This is a genomic window from Streptomyces sp. Ag109_O5-10 (assembly GCF_900105755.1).
GTDB lineage: Bacteria > Actinomycetota > Actinomycetes > Streptomycetales > Streptomycetaceae > Streptomyces.
The window spans coordinates 3,536,577-3,557,056 of sequence record NZ_FNTQ01000001.1; the positions used below are offsets into that span (position 1 = coordinate 3,536,577).

20 protein-coding genes and 2 pseudogenes are annotated in these 20,480 nt (G+C 70.2%); 6 read left to right on the forward strand and 16 right to left on the reverse strand.

Annotated elements, in window-relative coordinates; all coding sequences use genetic code 11:
* Window positions 1-85 precede the first annotated feature (85 nt).
* A complete protein-coding gene (locus tag BLW82_RS16110) occupies window positions 86-1,099 on the forward strand; it encodes a sigma-70 family RNA polymerase sigma factor (RefSeq protein ID WP_093499464.1) in 1,014 nt (337 codons plus the stop codon).
* 30 nt (window positions 1,100-1,129) lie between these two features.
* On the opposite strand, the pseudogene BLW82_RS46305 reads toward BLW82_RS16110, so the two are convergent.
* Window positions 1,130-1,336, reverse strand: a pseudogene (locus BLW82_RS46305) (hypothetical protein); the annotation flags it as partial.
* A gap of 199 nt (window positions 1,337-1,535) precedes the next feature.
* On the opposite strand from BLW82_RS46305, the gene BLW82_RS16120 reads away from it, so the two are divergent.
* Window positions 1,536-2,456 (forward strand): AEC family transporter, encoded by a 921-nt coding sequence (locus BLW82_RS16120; protein ID WP_093499465.1) that lies wholly within the window; start codon window positions 1,536-1,538, stop codon window positions 2,454-2,456.
* An 8-nt stretch (window positions 2,457-2,464) separates the two neighbouring features.
* Here BLW82_RS16120 and BLW82_RS16125 read toward each other — a convergent pair whose 3' ends face one another.
* The 9 genes from BLW82_RS16125 to BLW82_RS16165 all read right to left on the reverse strand — a co-directional run bounded on the left by BLW82_RS16125 (window position 2,465) and on the right by BLW82_RS16165 (window position 13,262).
* Window positions 2,465-3,049: a Uma2 family endonuclease gene (locus BLW82_RS16125; protein WP_093499466.1), complete on the reverse strand. Its 585-nt coding sequence runs from the start codon at window positions 3,047-3,049 to the stop codon at window positions 2,465-2,467.
* Between the two features lie 95 nt (window positions 3,050-3,144).
* Window positions 3,145-4,422, reverse strand: a complete 1,278-nt coding sequence (locus tag BLW82_RS16130; RefSeq protein WP_093508075.1) for a thymidine phosphorylase — start codon at window positions 4,420-4,422, stop codon at window positions 3,145-3,147.
* A 72-nt stretch (window positions 4,423-4,494) separates the two neighbouring features.
* Complete coding sequence (locus BLW82_RS16135; protein ID WP_093499467.1) at window positions 4,495-4,899, reverse strand: cytidine deaminase; 405 nt, start codon at window positions 4,897-4,899, stop codon at window positions 4,495-4,497.
* Entirely contained in the window at window positions 4,896-6,158 is a 1,263-nt protein-coding gene (locus BLW82_RS16140; protein ID WP_093499468.1) for an ABC transporter permease, read from the reverse strand. The genes BLW82_RS16135 and BLW82_RS16140 overlap by 4 nt, the downstream gene beginning before the upstream one ends.
* Window positions 6,158-7,279 (reverse strand): ABC transporter permease, encoded by a 1,122-nt coding sequence (locus BLW82_RS16145; RefSeq protein ID WP_093499469.1) that lies wholly within the window; start codon window positions 7,277-7,279, stop codon window positions 6,158-6,160. Before BLW82_RS16145 ends, BLW82_RS16140 begins: the two co-directional genes overlap by 1 nt.
* Complete coding sequence (locus BLW82_RS16150) at window positions 7,276-8,985, reverse strand: ABC transporter ATP-binding protein (protein ID WP_093499470.1); 1,710 nt, start codon at window positions 8,983-8,985, stop codon at window positions 7,276-7,278. The genes BLW82_RS16145 and BLW82_RS16150 overlap by 4 nt, the downstream gene beginning before the upstream one ends.
* Before the next feature lie 315 nt (window positions 8,986-9,300).
* Window positions 9,301-10,350 (reverse strand): BMP family lipoprotein, encoded by a 1,050-nt coding sequence (locus BLW82_RS16155; RefSeq protein WP_093499471.1) that lies wholly within the window; start codon window positions 10,348-10,350, stop codon window positions 9,301-9,303.
* A 244-nt stretch (window positions 10,351-10,594) separates the two neighbouring features.
* Window positions 10,595-11,626 (reverse strand): BMP family lipoprotein, encoded by a 1,032-nt coding sequence (locus tag BLW82_RS16160; RefSeq protein ID WP_093499472.1) that lies wholly within the window; start codon window positions 11,624-11,626, stop codon window positions 10,595-10,597.
* 418 nt (window positions 11,627-12,044) lie between these two features.
* Window positions 12,045-13,262 (reverse strand): M20 family metallopeptidase, encoded by a 1,218-nt coding sequence (locus tag BLW82_RS16165; protein ID WP_093499473.1) that lies wholly within the window; start codon window positions 13,260-13,262, stop codon window positions 12,045-12,047.
* Between the two features lie 260 nt (window positions 13,263-13,522).
* Between BLW82_RS16165 and BLW82_RS16170 the strand changes: the two genes are divergently transcribed.
* On the forward strand, window positions 13,523-14,179 hold the full coding sequence (locus BLW82_RS16170; protein ID WP_093499474.1) for a class I SAM-dependent DNA methyltransferase: 657 nt from the start codon (window positions 13,523-13,525) through the stop codon (window positions 14,177-14,179).
* A gap of 26 nt (window positions 14,180-14,205) precedes the next feature.
* Here the strand turns inward: BLW82_RS16170 and BLW82_RS16175 are convergent, their stop codons facing one another.
* Together BLW82_RS16175 and BLW82_RS16180 are read right to left on the reverse strand one after the other, a co-directional pair.
* Window positions 14,206-15,294: a glutamate--cysteine ligase 2 gene (locus BLW82_RS16175; protein WP_093499475.1), complete on the reverse strand. Its 1,089-nt coding sequence runs from the start codon at window positions 15,292-15,294 to the stop codon at window positions 14,206-14,208.
* A 136-nt stretch (window positions 15,295-15,430) separates the two neighbouring features.
* A pseudogene (locus BLW82_RS16180) lies at window positions 15,431-16,210 on the reverse strand (hypothetical protein); the annotation flags it as partial.
* Between the two features lie 37 nt (window positions 16,211-16,247).
* Here BLW82_RS16180 and BLW82_RS16185 point away from each other — a divergent pair.
* Window positions 16,248-16,643 (forward strand): Scr1 family TA system antitoxin-like transcriptional regulator, encoded by a 396-nt coding sequence (locus BLW82_RS16185; RefSeq protein ID WP_177232967.1) that lies wholly within the window; start codon window positions 16,248-16,250, stop codon window positions 16,641-16,643.
* Window positions 16,643-16,837: a DUF397 domain-containing protein gene (locus BLW82_RS16190; RefSeq protein WP_093499476.1), complete on the forward strand. Its 195-nt coding sequence runs from the start codon at window positions 16,643-16,645 to the stop codon at window positions 16,835-16,837. Before BLW82_RS16185 ends, BLW82_RS16190 begins: the two co-directional genes overlap by 1 nt.
* Here BLW82_RS16190 and BLW82_RS16195 read toward each other — a convergent pair.
* The 4 genes from BLW82_RS16195 to BLW82_RS16210 all read right to left on the reverse strand — a co-directional run bounded on the left by BLW82_RS16195 (window position 16,834) and on the right by BLW82_RS16210 (window position 20,262).
* The gene (locus tag BLW82_RS16195; protein ID WP_093499477.1) at window positions 16,834-17,916 is read right to left on the reverse strand and encodes a TFIIB-type zinc ribbon-containing protein; all 1,083 of its coding nucleotides are present in this window, start codon (window positions 17,914-17,916) and stop codon (window positions 16,834-16,836) included. The two genes, BLW82_RS16190 and BLW82_RS16195, sit on opposite strands and share 4 nt — an antisense overlap.
* A gap of 15 nt (window positions 17,917-17,931) precedes the next feature.
* Entirely contained in the window at window positions 17,932-19,026 is a 1,095-nt protein-coding gene (locus BLW82_RS16200; RefSeq protein WP_093499478.1) for an SPFH domain-containing protein, read from the reverse strand.
* Window positions 19,027-19,132: 106 nt separating this feature from the next.
* A complete protein-coding gene (locus tag BLW82_RS16205) occupies window positions 19,133-19,639 on the reverse strand; it encodes a carboxymuconolactone decarboxylase family protein (RefSeq protein ID WP_093499479.1) in 507 nt (168 codons plus the stop codon).
* A gap of 113 nt (window positions 19,640-19,752) precedes the next feature.
* Window positions 19,753-20,262: an IclR family transcriptional regulator gene (locus BLW82_RS16210; RefSeq protein WP_256215825.1), complete on the reverse strand. Its 510-nt coding sequence runs from the start codon at window positions 20,260-20,262 to the stop codon at window positions 19,753-19,755.
* Here BLW82_RS16210 and BLW82_RS45465 point away from each other — a divergent pair.
* Complete coding sequence (locus tag BLW82_RS45465; protein WP_256215826.1) at window positions 20,261-20,458, forward strand: hypothetical protein; 198 nt, start codon at window positions 20,261-20,263, stop codon at window positions 20,456-20,458. The genes BLW82_RS16210 and BLW82_RS45465 overlap by 2 nt on opposite strands.
* Window positions 20,459-20,480: the final 22 nt, after the last annotated feature.

Sequence of the window (20,480 nt, forward strand, 5' to 3'; positions counted from 1 at the left end):
TTGTCAGTCCCCTGCGATACCTTCCGAAGTGCTGGAGCGCAACGTCGCGCGAACAGGAACGGCCACAGGGGTGGGTGGACGGAAGATGACCGACGGCACGGCGACGGCGGAGCTGGACGTCGCACTGGAGAAGCACCGGACCGAGCTGACCGGGTACTGCTACCGCATGCTCGGCTCGTCCTTCGAGGCCGAGGACGCGGTCCAGGACACGATGGTGCGGGCCTGGCGGAGCTACGAGAAGTTCGAGGGCCGCTCCAGCCTGCGGTCGTGGCTGTACCGGATCGCGACGAACGTGTGCCTGGACATGCTGACCGCGGGCAGCAAGCGGGCCCGGCCGATGGACCTCAGCGAGTCGACGCCGCTGGCCCAGGCCGCTCTCTCGCCCCGGCCCGACAACACCTGGCTGGAGCCGGTGCCGGACGCGCGCGTGCTGCCGACCGTGGACGACCCGGCGGAGGCCGCCGTGGCCAAGGAGTCGATCCGGCTCGCCTTCATGGCCGCGCTCCAGCAACTGCCGCCGAAGCAGCGGGCGGTGCTGATCCTGCGCGAGGTGCTGGCCTGGAAGGCCACCGAGGTGGCCGAGCTGCTCGGCACCACCGTCGCGTCGGTCAACAGCGCGTTGCAGCGGGCCCGGGCCACCCTGGCCGAGCAGCGGCAGTCGGGCGCGGCCGCCGACGTCTCCGACCCGCTCGACGAGGAGCAGCAGAAGCTCCTGGAGCGCTATGTCGCCGCGTTCGAGGGCTACGACATGACCGCCCTGACGGCACTCCTCCACGAGGAGGCCATCATGACGATGCCGCCGTTCGACCTGTGGCTCACCGGTCACGACGACATCGCCGGCTTCATGACCACCATCGGCTCCGCCTGCGAGGGCTCACGGCTGTTCCCGGTCCGGGTCAACGGCCTGCCCGGGTTCGCCCAGTACAAGCCCGACCCGGACACCGGCGGCTGGAGCCCCTGGGCCGTTCAGGTCCTGGAGATCTCGGGCGGCCGCCTGACCGGGTTCCACTTCTTCCTCGACACCAAGCGGTGGTTCCCGCTCTTCGGCCTCCCCCTCCATCTGGATGCGGAGTCCGACGAACCGGAGGAGGGAGCGTAGGGCGGGGTCGGGGTCGCGGAGCCGTATCCGCCCTCCGGCCCGCCGGGCCGCCAGCTCAAGGCGGGCCAGCAGGTCCACGGCGCCGAGCCCCGGCGGACCGAGACCGCCCACGTCGCACACGACAACCCGGGCTTCGCCCGCCGCGAGCAGCTCACGCACGTCGTCGCAGAGCCCCGGCACCTCGTCCCTGGCGACGGGGCCCGACAGCACGAGCACAGCGGGGGTCACGGCATCCACGAGGCGGTAGACCGGCGACGGCCTGACAACTCATCGGTAGGGCACCCCGCCTTCCGCACGGTCCCGAGACGGTCGCGGAGATCACAAGGGCCACAACGTTGACCTGCGCCTGACCGGCCCAGAGGGTTGGCTGTATGCCCCACGGATCAACAGCGCCCGCTCCACCCGACGATCTCCTCCCCCGCGAGGGGGTCGTGCCGTGCAGGGGGTGCTGAGCGGTTTCGCGGTCATCGCGATCGTCATCGCCGTCGGCTACGTCCTCGGCCGCGGCGGCCACCTGGGGGCGAACGGCCGCGAGGTGCTCACCAAGCTCGCCTTCCACGTCGCCTCCCCCGCCCTCCTCTTCACCACCCTCGCCAGGGCCGACCTGGCGGTGATCTTCTCCAGCCGCCTCCTGGTGACGGCCCTGAGCACGGCCGCGGCGGCGGGCGCGTTCGTGGCGGTGGGCGTCGTACGGGGCTGGGGCGTGGGCCGTACGACGATCGGCGCGCTGTGCTCCAGCTACGTGAACTCCGGCAACCTCGGCATCCCGATCGCGGTGTACGTGCTGGGCGACGCGTCCCTGGTGGCACCGGTACTGCTCTTCCAGGTCGTCGTCCTCACCCCGGTCGCCCTGACGGTCCTCGACCTGTCGGGCATGGGTGAGAAGGGGCCGTGGTGGCGCCGCCTGCTGACCCCGCTCCGCAACCCGATAGCCGTGGGCTCACTGTCCGGCGTCGCGGTCTCGGGCTTCGGAATCCATGTGCCCGGCCCGGTGATGGACCCGCTCACCCTCATCGGCAACATGTCCGTCCCGGCCGTCCTGCTCGCCTTCGGCATCTCCCTGCGGGGCAGCGCTCTCCCCGGCCGGGGCCGCGAGCGCCACCCGGTGTTCCTCTCCGTCGCCCTGAAGTCGGTGGGCCAGCCCCTGGCCGCCTGGGCCCTGGCGTCCGCCGTCTTCGGCCTGCACGGGGCACCCCTGCTGGACGTGACGGTGACGTCGGCGCTGCCGGCCGCGCAGAACCTGTACACCTATGCCAGTACCTACCGGGTCGGCGAGGGGCTGGCCCGGGACTCGATACTGCTGTCGACGGTACTGGCGGTACCGGTGCTGGTGGTCGTGGCGGCGCTGCTGGGGTGACGTGACGGTCAGTCGGCGGGAAACTCCGCGGTGTCGATCGTGAGGCCGAACGGCTCCGGCAGCCTGATGGGATCGCCGAACTTGACGGCGCTGAGGACCCGGTAGACATCACCCTTGGGCTCACCGTAGAGCGTCGCGGTGGGACCGCCGGGGGCCCATCGGTCGACGAGGAGGTACAGGGGGATGCCCGCGGTGGCGTAGGCGGCAGGCTTGCTGACGCGGTCGTGGCGGGCGTTGGACTTGGAGGTCACCTCGACGACGAGCTCCACAAGTCCTGCGGGGATGTGGCTGTCCACATCCGTATCGGTCTGCCGAGGAGCCACCACAATGTCCGGAATGAACATACCGAGGCGCGATGGCACGGCGATCGACAGCGTCTGATAGACCCCCCAATCCTCCGGAATCACGGAATACAGGCGACGCTGGACACGCTCAGCGATGTCGTTGTGTCGATAAGCGGGAGCAGGTGACACGGTGACGATCCCCTCGATGATCTCCACCTTGCTGCCCTCGGGCCATTCCATCTCCTCCCAGAACTGGACGAGTTCGTCCCAGCTCTGCTCGGGGTCGTGGCCCACGGTGAGTGCGCTCATGGCGGTCTCCTTCGGTTGCGTCACCGATCCCAGCATGCCGAACGGGACCGGCGCAGGTCCACCGATCCCGTTCACCCGATCGATAAATCCCCTGGTCAGGCGATACGTTCCAGCACGACGGGCGACGCCGTGAAGGCCGTACCCGCCGCCCCGATGTCGTACGACCCCTCGACCGCCTGGAGCGCGTACTCGAAGCGTTCCGGGGTGTCCGTGTGCAGGGTGAGGAGGGGCTGGCCCGCGGTGACCGTGTCGCCGGGCTTGGCGTGCAGTTCGACGCCCGCGCCCGCCTGCACCGGGTCCTCCTTGCGGGCCCGGCCGGCGCCCAGGCGCCAGGCGGCGACGCCGATGTCGTAGGCGTCGAGGCGGGTCAGGACGCCCGACTCCGTGGCCTTCACGACGTGCTGCTCCTTGGCCACCGGGAGGGCCGCGTCCGGGTCGCCGCCCTGGGCCGCGATCATCCGGCGCCAGACGTCCATCGCCGAGCCGTCGGCCAGAGCCTTCGCCGGGTCGGCGTCGCGGACGCCGGCCGCGTCGAGCATCTCGCGGGCCAGGGCGAGGGTGAGTTCGACGACGTCGGCGGGGCCGCCGCCGGCCAGGACCTCCACCGACTCGCGGACCTCCAGCGCGTTGCCCGCGGTGAGGCCGAGCGGGGTGGACATGTCCGTGAGGAGGGCGACCGTCTTCACGCCGTGGTCGGTGCCGAGGCCGACCATGGTCGAGGCCAGCTCGCGGGCGTCCTCAATGGTCTTCATGAAGGCGCCGGTGCCGACCTTCACGTCCAGGACCAGGGAGCCGGTGCCCTCGGCGATCTTCTTCGACATGATCGAGGAGGCGATCAGCGGGATCGCCTCGACCGTGCCGGTGACGTCGCGGAGCGCGTACAGCTTCTTGTCGGCGGGGGCCAGGCCGTCGCCCGCCGCGCAGATCACCGCGCCGGTGCCGTCCAGTACCGACAGCATCTCCTCGTTGGAGAGCAGGGCGCGCCAGCCGGGGATCGACTCCAGCTTGTCCAGGGTGCCGCCGGTGTGGCCGAGGCCCCGGCCGGAGAGCTGGGGGACGGCCGCGCCGCAGGCCGCCACGAGAGGGGCCAGCGGGAGGGTGATCTTGTCGCCGACGCCGCCGGTCGAGTGCTTGTCGGCCGTCGGACGGGACAGGGAGGAGAAGTCCATGCGCTCGCCGGACGCGATCATCGCGGCGGTCCAGCGGGCGATCTCGCGGCGGTTCATGCCGTTCAGGAGGATGGCCATCGCGAGCGACGACATCTGCTCGTCGGCGACCTCGCCGCGCGTGTACGCGTCGATGACCCAGTCGATCTGCCGGTCGCTGAGCTCACCGCGGTCGCGCTTGGTGCGAATGACGGAGACGGCGTCCATGGTGGCCATGGCGTTCCCTTCGGAGAAGTGCGATGCGTACGGCCCCTCCCTGCCGGAAGGGGCCGTACGGGATTACTTGGTGAGGTGGGCCGGGCCGAAGGCCTGGGGCAGCATCTCGGAGAGGGGCAATACGCCCTCCGGGGTGTCCAGGAACAGGTCCGGGCCGCCGAACTCGTAGAGGAGCTGGCGGCAGCGGCCGCACGGGACGAGCAGGGCGCCCGTGCCGTCCACGCAGGTGAAGTGCGTGAGGCGGCCGCCGCCCGTGCGCTGGAGCTCGGAGACCAGTCCGCACTCGGCGCACAGCCCGAGGCCGTACGACGCGTTCTCCACGTTGCAGCCGGAGACCGTACGGCCGTCGTCGACCAGGGCCGCGGCCCCGACCGGGTAGCCGGAGTACGGGGCGTAGGCGTGGGACATGGCCTCCCGCGCCTCGGCCCGCAGGGCCTCCCAGTCGACGCCGGCCGCCTCGGCGGTCACTTGCCCTGCCCCTTCCGGTACGGCAGGCCGTCCGCCTTCGGCATCCGCAGGGACTGCGCGGACAGCGAGAGGACGAGGAGGGTGACGATGTACGGGGTCGCGGTCACGAGCTGACGCGGGACGTCGTTGGTGGTGGCGTACCAGACGAACATCAGGACCGAGATCACGATGGTGATCGCCGCCGGGACGTACTTCTTCTTCCAGGCGAGGTACGCGGCGCCGAACACCAGCAGGATCGCGAGCAGCAGGATCAGCGCGTGGACGTTCACCGTGCCGCCGCGCAGGTTGAGGCTGTCGGTGTAGCCGAACAGGCCCGCGCCGAGGGCGAGGCCGCCCGGCATCCAGTTGCCGAAGATCATCGCGGCGAGACCGATGTAACCGCGGCCGGCGGTCTGGCCGTCGAGGTACACGTTCGAGGCGACGATCGAGAGGAACGCGCCGCCGAGGCCGGCGAAGCCGCCGCTGATGATCACCGCGATGTACTTGTACTTGTAGACGTTGACGCCGAGGGACTCGGCCGCGACCGGGTTCTCGCCGCAGGAGCGCAGGCGCAGGCCGAAGGCGGTGCGCCACAGGACCCACCACGTGATCGGCACGAGGGCCACCGCGATCACCGTCAGCGGCGAGAGGTCGGTGAGCAGACCGCCGACCAGGCCCGCGATGTCGGAGATGAAGAACCAGTGCTTCTGGTTGAGCGTGTCCAGCCAGTCGGACAGGCCCGGGACGCTGAACGTGCCGAGCGAGTCGATCGGCGGGGACTGCTTGGAGGAGCCGCCCTCGGCGTTCTCGAAGGTGAACTTCGAGAGGTAGCGGGTGGCGCCGAGGGCGAGGATGTTCAGCGCCACACCGGAGACGATGTGGTTCACGTTGAAGGTGACGGTGGCGACGGCGTGCAGCAGGGCGCCGAGGGCGCCGCCGAGGATGCCGAAGACGACGCCGGTCCAGGGGCCCCACTGGTAGCCGGCCCAGGCGCCGAACCAGGTGCCGAGGATCATCATGCCTTCGAGGCCGATGTTGACGACGCCCGCGCGCTCGGCCCACAGACCGCCGAGACCGGCGAGGCCGATCGGCACGGCGAGGCGCAGCGCGGTGGACATCTGGCCGGTCGAGGTGATGCCGTCGGCGCCGGTGATCAGGCGCACGGCGGAGGTCAGGATCAGGACGCCCGCGATGACCAGCAGGAGTACCGGGAGTGACATTCGGCGGCCGCCCTTGCCGGGCTGCTTCGCCTGCGGCTTGGCGATGGTCGCGGTGGACATCAGGCCGCCACCTCCTTCTTGGTGTTCTTGGCGGCGGCCGCGGCGAGCTCCGCGCCGACCTGGCGCTGCTGGCGGCGCAGACCCCACTGCCGTACGGCTTCGTAGGAGATGACGACGGAGAAGACGATCAGGCCCTGCATGATCGTGGCGATCTCCTTCTCGTACGCCACCGGGGTCGCGTAGTCGAGGGCGGGCGAGGCCTTGTCGAGGAAGGCCCACAGCAGGGCGGCGAAGGCGATGCCGCCCGGGTTGTTGCGGCCGAGCAGGGCGATGCCGATGGCGGTGAAGCCGAGGCCGGCCGGGAAGTCGAGGCTGTAGGTGTGGGAGTCGCCGAGCAGCAGCGGGAGGCCCGCGAGGCCGGAGACGGCGCCGGAGATGAGCATGGACATCAGGACCATGCGCTTGGCGTCGACGCCGGAGGCTGCCGCGGCGGACTCGGAGGCGCCGGTGGCGCGCAGGTCGAAGCCGAAGCGGGTGCGGTTGAGGACGACCCAGTAGCCGATGCCGAGGGCGATGGCGACGAAGACCATGCCGTAGATCTCACCGACGTCGGAGCCCAGGTTGATGCCGGGGAACCAGCCGGACTTCTTCATCACGCCGGTCGTCATGTTGTTGCCGACCTGGACACCCCACACGTTGGAGAGGGTGACGTAGCCGATGACGCTGGTGGCGATGGCGTTCAGCATGATCGTGGCGACGACCTCGCTGACTCCGCGGGTGACCTTGAGGACGCCCGCGATACCGGCCCAGAAGGCGCCGGTGAACATGGCGACCAGGAGCAGCATCGGGATCTGCAGGAAGGCGGGCAGGCCGACGTTGGCGCCGACCACGGCCGTCATCACGGCGGCGAGGCGGTACTGGCCGTCGACGCCGATGTTGAACAGGTTCATCCGGAAGCCGAGGGCGACCGCGATGGCCGCGATGTAGTACATCGCCGCCTGGTTGATGATCAGGACCTGGATGTCCGAGTACGGCAGCTGCTGGAGCATCAGCACGTACGGCTCGAACGGGTTGCGGTTCGAGGCCAGCAGGACGATCGAGGTCAGGGCGATCGCGAGGACGAGCGCGATGACCGGGCCGGCCAGCGCGAGGAGCACCCGCTCCTTGTCGAACTTCTTCATCGGGCCTCGTCCTCCGGGCCGTCGGCGCCTTCGTGTCCTGGGGCGGTGTCTACGTGTTCCAGGTGGCCGGACGCGGCACCCGTCATGGCGGAGCCCAGCTCCTCCGGGGTGATGGTGGCCGGGTCGGCGTCCGCGACCAGCCTTCCGTCGAAGATCACCCGCAGGGTGTCCGACAGGCCGATCAGCTCGTCGAGGTCGGCGGAGATCAGCAGCACGGCCAGGCCCTCGCGGCGGGCCTCCCGGATGCGGTCCCAGATCTGCGCCTGGGCGCCGACGTCGACGCCGCGGGTGGGGTGGGCCGCGATCAGGAACTTCGGGTGGTGGCTCATCTCGCGGCCGACGATCAGCTTCTGCTGGTTGCCGCCGGAGAGGGAGGCGGCGGTGACGTCGATGCCGGGGGTGCGGACGTCGTACTCCTCGACGATCCGGCGGGTGTCGGCCTGGGCGCCCTTGATGTCCAGCCAGAAGCCCTTGGCGTTGGGCTTCTCGGTGACGTGGCCGAGGATGCGGTTCTCCCAGAGCGGGGACTCCAGGAGCAGGCCCTGGCGGTGCCGGTCCTCGGGGATGTAGCCGACGCCGGACTCGCGGCGCTTGCGGGTGCCCCAGCCGGTGACGTCCTCGCCGAGGAACTCGACCGTGCCGGAGTCGGCGTTGCGGGTGCCGATGAGCGCGTCGATCAGCTCGGTCTGGCCGTTGCCCTCGACGCCGGCGATGCCCATGACCTCGCCGGCGTGGATGGTGAAGGTGACGTCGTCGAGGACGCGCTTGGCGGCGCCGGGGGCGGTGGCCTCGTCGAGGACGTCGCCGCGGGCGGTGGCGCCGGAGGAGCCGACCGTCGCGGTCTCGGGCTGCGCGCCGACCTCGCCGAGGGAGGGGCCGCTGGCGTAGACGGTGAGGTTCTTCACCGTGACGACGGCCTTGTCGGTGACCGTGGACTCGGCGGTCTCCGGGGTCGGCAGCTCGCTGCCGACCATCAGCTCGGCGAGCTGGCGCGGGGTGGTCTCCGACGGGATCGCCGTGCCGACCGTGGTGCCGCGCCGGATGACGGTGATTTCGTCGGCGACGGACAGCACCTCGCCGAGCTTGTGGGAGATGAAGATGACCGAGAGGCCCTCGGACTTCAGCTCGCGCAGGTTGTCGAAGAGCGCGTCGACCTCCTGCGGGACGAGGACCGCGGTGGGCTCGTCGAGGATCAGGGTCTTGGCACCGCGGAAGAGGACCTTGAGGATCTCCACGCGCTGCCGGTCGGCGACGCCGAGGTCCTCGACCAGGGCGTCCGGGCGGATGCCGAGGCCGTACCGGTCGGAGATCTCCTTGATCTTCTTCCGGGCGTTGCCGCCGATGCCGTACAGCTTCTCGCTGCCGAGCACGACGTTCTCGAGGACCGTCAGGTTGTCCGCCAGCATGAAGTGCTGGTGGACCATGCCGATGCCGCGTGCGATGGCGTCGGCCGGGGACGAGAAGGAGACCTGTTCGCCGTCGATCGCGATGGTGCCCTCGTCCGGCTTCTGCATGCCGTAGAGGATCTTCATCAGGGTCGACTTGCCGGCCCCGTTCTCGCCCACCAGGGCATGCACGGTGCCCTTGCGGACGGACAGGTGGATGTCGTGGTTGGCTACGACACCCGGGAATCGCTTGGTGATCCCCGCCAGCTCGACCGCGGCTGTCGTCTCTGCGGTGAGCGGAGGGCTGCTGGACGCGTCGATGGCGCACTCTCCTCGGAAAAGGGGTCGCTCTACGCGCGTAGCGCCCCTGCTTTAAATAGTGCCCGGACCTGACCGAGCTTTTTCGACTCTCGATCCGTTCCGAGCATTCTGCCGCGCGAACGGGGGTTGTCCCTGCCGTCCGTCCCCCGCACCCGCACCCGAGCTTCCTGACCGAACTCTCGGATCCGCGCCGGGGTCCCGGATCATGGCAGGGGGCGCGGGAAGAACATCCTTCCCGCACCCCGTTCCGTGGCCGTAACGCTGCCATTACAGCGTGCTTTTGACCATGCCTAGGACAAGGTCATGACCCCTGGGTCAGGAGGTCTTGACCGTGATCGAACCGTCCTTGATGCCGGCCTCGGCCTTCTTGAGCGCGGCCTGCAGGGCGGCGTTGTTCTTGAAGACCGGGTTGGAGTCGGCCAGGCCGACGCCACCGTTGTTCAGGGAGCCGCGGATCTCGCCGGACAGCGGCTTCTTGTCCTTGATGACGGACTTGGCGAGGTCGTACACCGCGCCCTCGACGTTCTTGAGGGCCGAGGTCAGGATGTAGTTCTTGTACTTCGACAGCGCGGCCTGGTTGTACTGGTCGGAGTCGACGCCGATCGCCCACACCTTGTGCGCGGCGGCGGCCTTGATGACGCCCTGGCCGGAGAGGCCGGCGGCGGCGTAGACCACGTCGGCGCCCGCGCCGATCTGGCCCTCGGCGGCGGCCTCGCCCTTGTCGGGGCTGGAGAAGCCGCCCTCCTGGGCGGTCTGGGTCAGGTACTGGGCCTTGACCTTGACGTTCTTCTTGGTGTCCTTGACACCCTGCTCGAAGCCCGCCTCGAACTTGTGGATCAGCGGGACGTCCACGCCGCCGATGAAGCCGACGGTGTTCGACTTGGTGGTCAGCGCGGCGGTGACACCGGCCAGGTACGAGGACTGCTCCTCGTGGAAGACCATGTCCGCGACGTTGCTCGACTGGTCCTGGTTGTCGTCGATGATGCCGAAGGTGATCTTCGGGAACTTCGCGGCGGCCTCCTTGACGGCGGGCGCGTAGGCGAAGCCGACACCGATCACCGGGTTGTAGCCGGACTTGGCCAGGGTCTCGAGACGCTGCACCTTGTCCGCGTCGGACTCGCCGTCCTGCGGCTCGATGTCCCGGCCGGTGACGCCGAACTCCTTGTCGGCCTTCTGGAAGCCGGCGTACGCGGCGTCGTTGAAGGACTGGTCGCCCTTGCCGCCGACGTCGTACGCGAGACCGACGCCCTTGGACGCGCCGGCCTTGCCGGTGGACGAACTGGACGAGCTGCCGCACGCTGAAACAGTGACGGCAAGGGCTGCGGTTGCAACGCCCGCAACGGCGATTCGGGACACCCGGCGCATGGAACGAGACTCCTTCGTACAAGCGCCCAAACCAGGCGCTGGTTCCGCGGCAGCGTAACGCGCGTAGACCAGACGGAAAACCCCCAATGTCCGGTCCGTTATCTAGCTGTGGCCACAGTCACCGCCAAGGTGACGGACAGCAGCGCGCCCCTTGCAGGAGGCAAGGGGCGCACGGACTGCAACGACGCGCGGGCGGCCGTACCCGTCGGTACGGCCGCTCACCCGGCGACTTGTATATGTCGCATTACTTCGTGTTGACGGTGACCTTGCCGTCGATGATGTCCTGCTTGGCCTTGTCGACGGCGGCGACGACCTTGGTCATGGCCTTGTACTTCGGGTTGGTGTCCGCGAAGCCGACGCCGCCGGTCTTCAGGGTGCCCTCGACGGTGCCGCTCTCCGGCTTGCCCTCGTAGACTGACTTCACCAGGTCGTACACGGCGCCGCCGACGTTCTTCAGCGCCGAGCCGAGGATGTAGTCCTTGTACTTGGCGAGCGCGGACTGCTGGTACTGGTCGGAGTCGACGCCGATCGCCCAGACCTTGTCGGAGGCGGCGGCCTCGATCACGCCCTGACCGGACAGGCCGGCCGCGTGGTAGATGACGTCGGCGCCGGCGTCGATCTGGCCCTGGGCGGCGGTCTTGCCCTTGTCCGGGCTGGAGAAGCCGCCCTCGGCCGCGGTCTGCGTCAGGTACTGCGACTCGATCTTGATCTTCGGGTTGACGGACTTGGCGCCCTGGTCGAACCCGGCCTCGAAGGTGTGGATCAGCGGGATGTCCACGCCGCCGATGAACCCGATGTGGTCCTTCTTGGTCGCGGAGGCGGCCGCGACACCGGCGAGGTAGGAGGACTGCTCGGCGGCGAACACCATGTCGACGACGTTCTTCGCCTGGATCGTCGAGTCGTCGATCATGCCGAAGGTGATGTTCGGGTACTTGGCGGCGACCTCCTTGACGGCGGGCGCGTAGGAGTAGCCGACCCCGATGATCGGGTTGTAGCCGGCCTTGGCGAGCGTGTCGAGACGCTGCACCTTGTCGGCGTCGGACTCGCCGTCCTGCGGCTCGATGTCCCGGCCGCCGATGCCGAACTCCTTCTCGGCCTTCTCGAAGCCGGCGAAGGCGGCGTCGTTGAAGGACTGGTCACCCTTGCCGCCGATGTCGTAGGCGAGGCCTATGCCCTTGCCGTTGTACTTGCCGGACGAGTTGGTGCTGGTCGCACCGCTGTCCGAGCTGGACTTGCCGCACCCGGCGGCCGCGAGGGCGATGACGGCAACGGCCACCGCAGCTTGGGAGAACCGAGTCCTCCGACCCGAGATATGACGCACAGCAAGCACCCCTTCGTCCCCACGGCACCGTCACCGGCCCGCTTCCCCAACCGTCCACCCACGGTGGCGATTTCGGCGCACAGTAACGCGCGTAGAAGGGGAGGGGAACGGGGTTTCTCCGGGCCGTTATCGAACCGTGCCGACTCCGGGTTACAAGCGGCCTCCGCCGGTTACGGCGGGGTGACACAAGGGGGCGAAGGGGTGCCGACCGGGCACCCTTCCACCCCCTGTGGGACTTGCGTGGCTTGCGGGGAAGCCGACCGGTTCTCCCGCCGTCCGACATGCGTTCCCGCCGACATGCAGTCCTGCCGTCCTGCCGTCCGATACGTCTTCCGCCGCCGCGACCACATGATCGCGCCGATCAGGGCGACGGCTACATGGTCGCGTCGATCAGGGCGGCGGCCGTGAACAGCTCCACCCCGACGGTGATGGCCCGCTCGTCGGCGTCGAAGTCACCCTGGTGCAGGTCGCGCACGGTCCGCTCGCCCGGCGTGCGCACCCCGAGCCGCGCGAGGGCGCCCGGCACGTGCTCCAGGTACCAGGAGAAGTCCTCGCCGCCGAGGCTCTGCTCGGTGGTCTCGATGGAGTCGGTACCGCGCCGCGCGGTCATCGCGTCCCGGAGCAGTTCCGTGATCACCGGGTCGTTGACGACCGGCGGCACCCCGCGCACGTAGTTGATCTCGGACTTGGCGCGGTGCATGGTGGCGACCTCGTCGATCGCCGCGTGCACGACGTCCGGCGCGGTCCGCCAGGCCTCCAGGTCCAGGCAGCGCACGGTCCCGGAGAGCTCGGCGTGCTGCGGGATCACGTTGGGCGCGTGCCCGCACTCGATCCGGCCCCAGGTCACGGCGAGCCCGCTACGGCTGTCCACGCGCCGCCCGATGAGCGCCGGCACGTCGACGGCCACCCGGGCGGCGGCGGTGACCAGGTCGGTCGTCAGATGCGGCCGCGCGGTGTGCCCGCCGGGGCCGTCCAGCGCGACCTCGACCCGGTCGCAGGCGCTGGTGATGGCGCCGGTCCTGAGCCCGATCCGGCCCACGTCCACGCGGGGGTCGCAGTGCACGGCGATGATCCGCCCCACCCCGTCCAGCACCCCGGCCTCGATGGCGTCCGCGGCGCCGCCGGGCAGCACCTCCTCGGCGGGCTGGAAGAGCAGCCGCACCGGCCGCGGCAGCTGCCCCTTCGCGTGCAGCTCGGCGAGAACCAGTCCGGCGCCCAGCACCACTGTCGTATGCACGTCATGTCCGCAGGCGTGCGCCCGGTCCGGCACGGTGGACCGGTACGAGCACTCGGTCTTCATGTCCGGGATGGGCAGGGCGTCGATGTCGGCCCGCAGGGCGAGCACCGGGAGCCCGTCCCCGACCGTCCCGATGTCACAGACGAGTCCGGTCCCCGCCGGGAGGACGCGCGGCCGCAGGCCGGCCTTCTCCAGCCGCTCCTTGATGGCGGCCGTGGTGCGGAACTCCTGGTTGCCTAGCTCCGGGTGCATGTGCAGGTCGCGGCGGAAGGCGACGAGTTCGGCGTGCAGTTCCTCGCTGAGCACGCCGGGGAGCACAGCCCCGGGAAGGTCGGCCTCGGTCTCTAGGGACATCAATTGGTTCACCCTCTGAAGGGTAGGACGCCCGGGGGGTCAACTGACCCGAGATCAACAAAAGTTCAGCCCGTTAGGGGAAGAAAATCTGACCGCGGACGCATGACCTCGGACGTGGCTGGGTAACACGTATGTTTCCTCTTCCACGGATACCACGCCTGGCGGCGATCACGCCCGTCCTGTCCACCCACCGGAACGGGACCGGGCCGCGACCGTGACTTCGCCACACGGGCCCCGCCCGCCCGGTAGCGTGCGCGACCGTGACGGACCCGGAGACGACCGACTTCATAGAGACCACCCGTACGTCCTACGACACGATCGCCAGGGACTACGCCGCCGCCTTTCCCGGCATCCCAGACCTGCCTGTAGACATGTCCATGATCGCCGCCTTCGCCGCGCTGGTGAAGGCGAACGGCACCGCCCCCGTGGCCGACCTGGGCAGCGGCCCCGGCCACATCACGGCCCACCTGAACGACCTGGGTGTCCAGGCCTTCGGCATCGACCTCTCGCCCGCCATGGTCACCCTGGCCCGCGAGACCCACCCGGCCGTGCGCTTCCATCGGGGTTCCATGACCTCCCTGGACCTGCCCGACGAGACGCTCGGTGGCATCGTCGCCCTCTACTCGATCATCCACGTCCCCGACGACCACCTCCCGGCGACCTTCGCCGGCTTCCACCGCGTCCTGGTCCCCGGCGGCCACGTCCTGCTGTCGTTCCAGAAGGGCGAGACACCCGGCCTCCACCTCACCGAACGCTTCGGCCGCGAGATCGACCTGCGCTACCACTGGCGCCCCGCGTACGTGGTGAGCGACATGCTCGCCAAGGCGGGGCTGGACGTGGCGGCGACGCTGATCCGGGAACCGGTGGGGTCGGAGACGCGGCCGCGGGCCTTTGTCCTGGCCCGCAAGCCGGGCTGAACCGGCACCGCCCGAGGTGCGGGGCATCACTCCTGGGTGCGCTGCACGCACCCCGTGACGACGTCCCGCAGGCTCCCGGAGCCGGCCAGCAGCTCCCGCTGCTCGACGGCACCGTTGCCGCACCGCAGCAGCCGCTCCACGCCCTCCTCCGCGGCCGCCAGGTCACCGCTGCCGTCCAGGGCGTCCCGGGTGTGCGCGAGCAGTGACTCCAGTACGGCGGCGGCCGCGCGGGGCCGCATGGTGCCGGGATCGAGCAGTTCACCGCCGAGCCCGGACCGTGCAGCCCGCCAGCCGGCCAGCCGCTGCAGCCCCACCCCGTGGTCGACGGGCTCCCGCCCGGCCCGCCACTCCCGCGCGGCCGTCTCCACCAGCGCGCGGGCGAGGGTGGCCACGAGCACGGCGGTCCCGGCGCGCAGGCAGACGTCCGCGACCCGGATCTCCACGGTCGGGTAGCGCTGGGCCAGCCGGGCGTCGAAGTAGGCCATCCCCTCGTCCAGGATCACGCCGGTGGCCACCATGTCCGCCACCAGCCGGTGGTAGCGCTCGGCGGTCCGGAACAGCTCCACCGGACCGGCGGACGGCCACCTCGCCCACACCCGGCTGCGGTAACTGGAGTAGCCGGTGTCGTTGCCCTGCCAGAAGGGCGAGTTCCCGCTGATCGCGACGAGCACCGGCAGCCACGGCCGGATGCGGTCGAGAACCGCCACCCCCTCCTCGTCGGACTCCACGGCAACATGCACATGGCATCCGCACACCAGCTGCTCCCGGGTGGCGATGCCGTACTGCTCGGCCAGCCACTGGTACCGCGGGTTCACACTGATGGAGGGGCTGACGGGCAGCGGCGAGGAGGCGAGCGCGACGACGGCACACCCCAGCTCCCCGGCCAGCCGGGCGGCCTCCTTGCGGCACCGGACGATCTCCTCCCCCAGCTCCGCCATGTCCGCCTGTGGATGGGTGGCGAACTCCAGCATCTGCCCGTAGAGCTCCTTCTCGAACACGTCCTGCCCCGGATCCACCAGCGAGGCCCGCGCCAGCACGGCCGCGGCCGACGCCCTGGGCTCACCCGATTCCGGGTCGACGAGCAGAAGCTCTTCCTCCACACCGACGGTACGCACGCAAATCCGCCCTCCGTCCACGCCGCGACCGTACGCGGCAAGCTGTACCCCCCGACTTCCCAGGCGGAGCGAGGGGACACCTGCCGCGCGTGGCAGGAGGATCCGTGCCACCCCACCCACGCCCGCGGCCCGACGGTCACTCCTCGGCGAACAGCTCCGCGGCGTCCGTGACGTGCACTGCGCGCTGGGCCCAGACCTCCAGTTGGTCCAGCTCCGTACAGGCGTCCACTTGCTCTCGAACGGACTCGCTCACCGGAATGCCACGCCATTCCAGGACCCGCAGCACCATCTCTGCGCACTGCTGGATCCGGCCTTCCTCACGCCCTTCCTCGCGCACCTGCTCCGCCAACGGGTGCCGCCAGAAGTACTGGATCGCCGTCATCAGGTCCCTCCACATCTGCTTCGCCTGGGGATCGACCAGGCACGAGTCGACGAACTGCACGAAGACCGCGGCACTGTCGCGGTCGATGGTCTGCACGGCGGCTGCCAGCGACTCCAGTATGGCCGGGGCGTGCCGCCCCCGCCCGTGTGTCATGGCCGACAGCACCGCAAGGGGTACGTCCCGCACCGCCTCCCGCTCATCCGCGATCACCGGCACGTTCTCCGGCCCCAGCACCAGCGGCCGCACCGTCAGCGACTCCCATCCCCGCAGGCCGAGCTGGATCGGCTGCGCCGCCCATTTCGCCGTCGCGCTGCTCTGCGTGATCACGATGAGCACCGGCTCACACCGGTACTTCTCGTAGAGGTAGGACAGGTAATACGGCCAGCTCCCCCGCTTACGGTCGTCCGGCTGCCCCTGCGATTCGACGACCAGAAGATACGTCCCCTCGTCCGTCTCCGCCCGCAGCAGCGTGTCCACCCGGCGCTCGACCGGCTCGATCTCCGTCAGGTCCACGTTCATCGCGGCGATTTCCCGCGTCCCGGAACTTCCGCCGAGGGAGCTGGAGTCGCGTGTGCAGCACCGGCTGCGGCGCAAGGCTGTCCTGGACGGCAAACCGTTCGACGCCATCATCCACGAGGCGGCACTGCGCATCATGGTGGGCGACCGCGCAGCTTCGCGAGCCCAGCTGAGCGAGGTGCTCGAAGCCTCCGAGGCGGACAACGTAACCGTGCGGGTCATCCCCTTCACCGAGGAGGGATTCGCGGGCGCGGCGAGCGCCATGCTGTACGCGGGCGGCGCCGTGTCCAAGCTGGACACCGTGGTGCGGGACGGACCGAACGGCGCCGCCTACGTCGACTCCGAGGGCCAACTCGGCGCTCTTCGAACACTTCTCCGTACGCTGGAAGCCGCGTCGCTCAACCCCGACAGGTCCCGAGACCTGATCAACCGCGTGGCGAAGGAACTGTGATGTCCGTTCCCGGCAGGTGGCAGAAGTCGCCCTACTCAAGCTTCGGCGACGGCGACTCCTGCGTAGAGATAGCGGCCTCCCCCACCCGCATATCCGTCCGCGACTCCAAGGACCCCACCGTCGGCACCCTCACCTTCCCGCCTGCGTCCTTCGCCCTCTTCGTCGCAGCCCTCAAGGACGTACCGCGCCCCTAGTTGCGCAGCATCACCACGAGCAGCACCACCAGTGCGATCAGGAGCGCGGCGCCCAGCGATGCCAGGGTGATCTTCAGTGCGCTGTACGGCCGTTCGCCGATGACCTCGCCGGTGCGGGCGTTGACCATGACCGGCCATGCCTTGCCGGCGTGGAGGTAGGTCAGGAACCAGACCGGCAGCAGCACCAGCTTGTAGGTGAGGCCGCTGTAGGCGGTGGAGACCGAGTGCACCCGCTGTTCGTCGCCGCCGATGTCCCGCCGGCAGTCGGCACGGATCACCGGTGCCATCCGCGCCTTCGCCGACTCCAGGCCGGCCTCCGGCTCGACGTCGTACCGGACGGTGCGGAAGCCCGCCAGGTACTCCTCCTGGTAGGGAACCGTCTCCTCCAGCGGCCAGGGGGTCAGCTTGTCCAGTTCCTTCACCGGTACCTGGCCGCTGCCCGGCACCAGTACGTCGTCGAAGAACCGGTCGACCGTCCCGGACGTGTGGTGCCAGCGGGTGTGCCGCACCCGCCGGGTGTTGCCCTCGGAGTCCTCTTCCTCCACCCAGTAGTGCTCGCCGCGTTCGCCGGTGTAGTGGGTGGTGGTCTGCGCGTCGTACGTCCAGTGCGGCAGGTAGCTGCCGCGGAAGGTCTCCGCCTCGGTGACCTTCTTCAGTTCGTCGGGCGCGAACCAGCGCGACCTGGTCCACTTCGCCAGCGCCGCACGGGCCTGGTCACGGTCCACTCCGAAGGGCAGCACCGCCTCGGGCACCACGCGTTCGGTGCCGGCGGCGTCGGAGACCAGCGGCGTGGCGCAGAACTGGCACGTGTCGCTGAGCGTGTCGCTCTCGGTCACCGCGTGGCAGCCGGGGCAGGTGTACACCTTCGTCCGGCCGGGCGCCACGGCCCGCCGGGGCAGCGCGGCCAGCTCCTCGATCGGGTGCTCGGTCACCTGTCGCGGTATCGGCGTGATGTCCTGCTCGTGCCTGCAGTACGGGCAGCGCAGCGCGTAGGTCCCGGGCGCGTATTCGCTGACCCCGCCGCACGCCTCGCACTGGAACGCCCGGTCGGGCGCCGGCACGACGTCCTGATCCGTCAACTCGGTTCTCCGTTCTCAGCCCTGCGGGGGCAGCGGCGGCGGGACGTCGGCGAGCAGTGAAGCGAGCTCCGGCACCTGGTCCGCGGGCTGCCAGGCGGCCTGCCCGGTGCGCCAGACCAGCGTGGTCCGGTTCAGGTTGCCGGCCGCCACCTGCCCGGCCAGCGCGCTCTCGTCGTACGGGCCCTGCTGCTGTCCGCCGACCGCGATGAACCAGCGGGGCGCGGTGGGCAGCGGCGGCGGGACCGCGGCAGGGGCCGTACCGGACGTGCTCTGCACGATCCGCTGGCCCAGCGCCATGCCCACACCGAGACCGAGGGCGTCGCCGCCGGTGCCGGGGTTGGCGGCGGCGAGCGGGATCGCGTCGGCCGCCTGGAGCTTGGCGTAGTCGTCGAGGTTGCCGGTGACCGCCATCCGGGAGCGGGTGTCGATCGCCGCCTCGACCTCCGGCGGGACGCTGATGTTCTCGATGTAGAACCGGGGGATGGCGATACCGGTGGCGGACAGCTCCAGGGTCAGCGCCTTGGCCAGCTGCTGCCCGATGCCGTCCTGGCGGGCGGCGAGGTCGAGCAGCGGTACGCCGGAGGCGCCGAGCGCGGAGCCCAGCTTGGAGACGATCAGCCGGCGCAGGTGCTCGCCGACCTCCTCGGTGCGGAACTGCGGGTCGGTGCCGCCGAGTTCGCGCAGCAGCGCGGCGGCGTCCACCACCTGGGCGGCGAAGGTGCCGAAGGCACGGACCCGGACCATGCCGAACTCGGCGTCCCGCAGGATCACCGGGTTCTGGGTGCCCCACTTGAAGTCGGTGAACTGCCGGGTGGTGACGAAGTAGACCTCGGCCTTGAACGGCGACTCGAAGCCGTGCTTCCAGCCCTTCAGGGTGGACAGGACCGGCATGTTCTGGGTCGACAGGGTGTACGTGCCCGGCTGGTAGACGTCGGCCAGCCGGCCCTCGTTGACGAAGACGGCCACCTGCGACTCGCGCACCACGAGCCGGGCACCCATCTTGATCTCGTTGCCATAGCGCGGAAAGCGCCACACGATGGTGTCCCGGCCGTCGTCGGTCCACTCGATGATGTCGATGAACTCACCGCGGATGCGGTCCATCAGCCCCACAGCAACCCCCCCACTCCGCGCGGCAATCAAACGATCAGCCGACAGTATGCCCATACGGTCGGCGCGGCTACGGGCGCGCCCGGCCGGGCGCGCCCGCGTCACCGCCTCACTTCCACGGCGCGTTGAACGCCCGACCCGGTACCGGCTTGGCGATCAGAGCGACCGGGACGAAGAAGTTGACCTGGCCGATCACGAACATCAGGGTGGCCAGGGCCTTCGGTTCGTACACCTCGGCCGCCTGGGCGTAGAGGTCGTCGGGGACCCGTTCGCCGTGCGCCGGAGGCGTCAGCACGGCCTCCGTCAGGGCCAGGGCCGCCCGCTCCGCCGCCGTGAAGTACGGCGAGTCCTGCCAGGAGGACACGGAGGTGATCCGCTCCTCCGTCTCCCCGGCCTTCCGCAGGAAACCCGTGTGCAGGACGGTCAGGTAGGTGCTGCCGACGATCTGACCGGCCCGCAGCTGGACCAGGCTGATCGTGGGGCGCGGTACCGAGCCGTTGCCGGTGACCCGGAACAGTGCCGCCGACACGTCCGCCAGCTCGGGGACGAGCTGCGCGGGGTCGTCGGACATCCGGGGGGTCGTCGGAACCTCTGCCGTGATCGAGCGTGCTTCCATCGTCGTCTCCTCGATGAGCGCTGTCGTGTCGCTGTCACCGCACTGACGGAGCGGAACGCGGAAATGTGACCGGCGCGGGAGCCGCTGTGGATCCGGTGGTCGTCGCCCGGGCCTCACCCCAGGTCGGCCGCGATGCCGGACGCGGCCTTGCGCAGCGGCGGCAGGAGTCCCTCGACGTCGGCGTGGCCGAGCCGGGTGCCCGGCGCCGAGACGGTGATCGCGGCCACGCACAGCCCGGCGGAGTCCCGGACCGGCACGCCGACCGCGTGCACCTCGGTGACGCTCTCGTCGAAGTTGAGCGCGTATCCCCGGGCCCGGCAGACGGCCAGGTCGGCCAGGAGGGCGTCGACGTCGGGGAGGGTGTGGTCGGTCAGGCGGCCGAGACCCTGCGGATAGCGCATCCGTACCGCCTCGGGGGGCAGTTCGGCGAGCAGTGCCTTGCCTCCGGCCGCGCCGTACGCGGCCAGGTGGTCGCCCGTGCGCGGCGCGACCCGCAGGGTGCGCGGGCCTTCCAGCCCGTCGAGGAAGAAGGCGTCGGGTCCGTCGAGGACCAGCAGGTTGGCCGTCTCCCGGGTGGCGTCGCGCAGCGCCTCCAGGTGGCTGCGCGGCTCGGCCTTCGGCATGCAGAACCTCATCGGGGAGACCGGCGCCGTGCTCTCGCCCGCCGTCGGCGGAGTGCTCCGCGACCGGACCGGCGGCTGGACGGCGGCGGTGTGGCTGGACGCGGCGATCATCGTCGCCGGGTTCTGCCTGCTGACAGCGGTACGCGACCCGCGCCGCGGCAGCGGCAGCGGCAGCGGCAGCGGCAAGTCGGCCTGACGGGCGCCGAGTCCCAGGGCCT

What these genes read in the sequence shown, in the direction of transcription:
- BLW82_RS16145 (WP_093499469.1), bottom strand. Translation starts at nt 7,279, where the DNA reads ATGAAGAAGTTCGACAAGGAGCGGGTGCTCCTCGCGCTGGCCGGCCCG.
- BLW82_RS16190 (WP_093499476.1), top strand. Translation starts at nt 16,643, where the DNA reads ATGTCCGTTCCCGGCAGGTGGCAGAAGTCGCCCTACTCAAGCTTCGGC.
- BLW82_RS45465 (WP_256215826.1), top strand. Translation starts at nt 20,261, where the DNA reads ATGCAGAACCTCATCGGGGAGACCGGCGCCGTGCTCTCGCCCGCCGTC.
- BLW82_RS16165 (WP_093499473.1), bottom strand. Translation starts at nt 13,262, where the DNA reads ATGTCCCTAGAGACCGAGGCCGACCTTCCCGGGGCTGTGCTCCCCGGC.
- BLW82_RS16205 (WP_093499479.1), bottom strand. Translation starts at nt 19,639, where the DNA reads ATGGAAGCACGCTCGATCACGGCAGAGGTTCCGACGACCCCCCGGATG.
- BLW82_RS16110 (WP_093499464.1), top strand. Translation starts at nt 86, where the DNA reads ATGACCGACGGCACGGCGACGGCGGAGCTGGACGTCGCACTGGAGAAG.
- BLW82_RS16140 (WP_093499468.1), bottom strand. Translation starts at nt 6,158, where the DNA reads ATGTCCACCGCGACCATCGCCAAGCCGCAGGCGAAGCAGCCCGGCAAG.
- BLW82_RS16125 (WP_093499466.1), bottom strand. Translation starts at nt 3,049, where the DNA reads ATGAGCGCACTCACCGTGGGCCACGACCCCGAGCAGAGCTGGGACGAA.
- BLW82_RS16130 (WP_093508075.1), bottom strand. Translation starts at nt 4,422, where the DNA reads ATGGACGCCGTCTCCGTCATTCGCACCAAGCGCGACCGCGGTGAGCTC.
- BLW82_RS16210 (WP_256215825.1), bottom strand. Translation starts at nt 20,262, where the DNA reads ATGCCGAAGGCCGAGCCGCGCAGCCACCTGGAGGCGCTGCGCGACGCC.
- BLW82_RS16155 (WP_093499471.1), bottom strand. Translation starts at nt 10,350, where the DNA reads ATGCGCCGGGTGTCCCGAATCGCCGTTGCGGGCGTTGCAACCGCAGCC.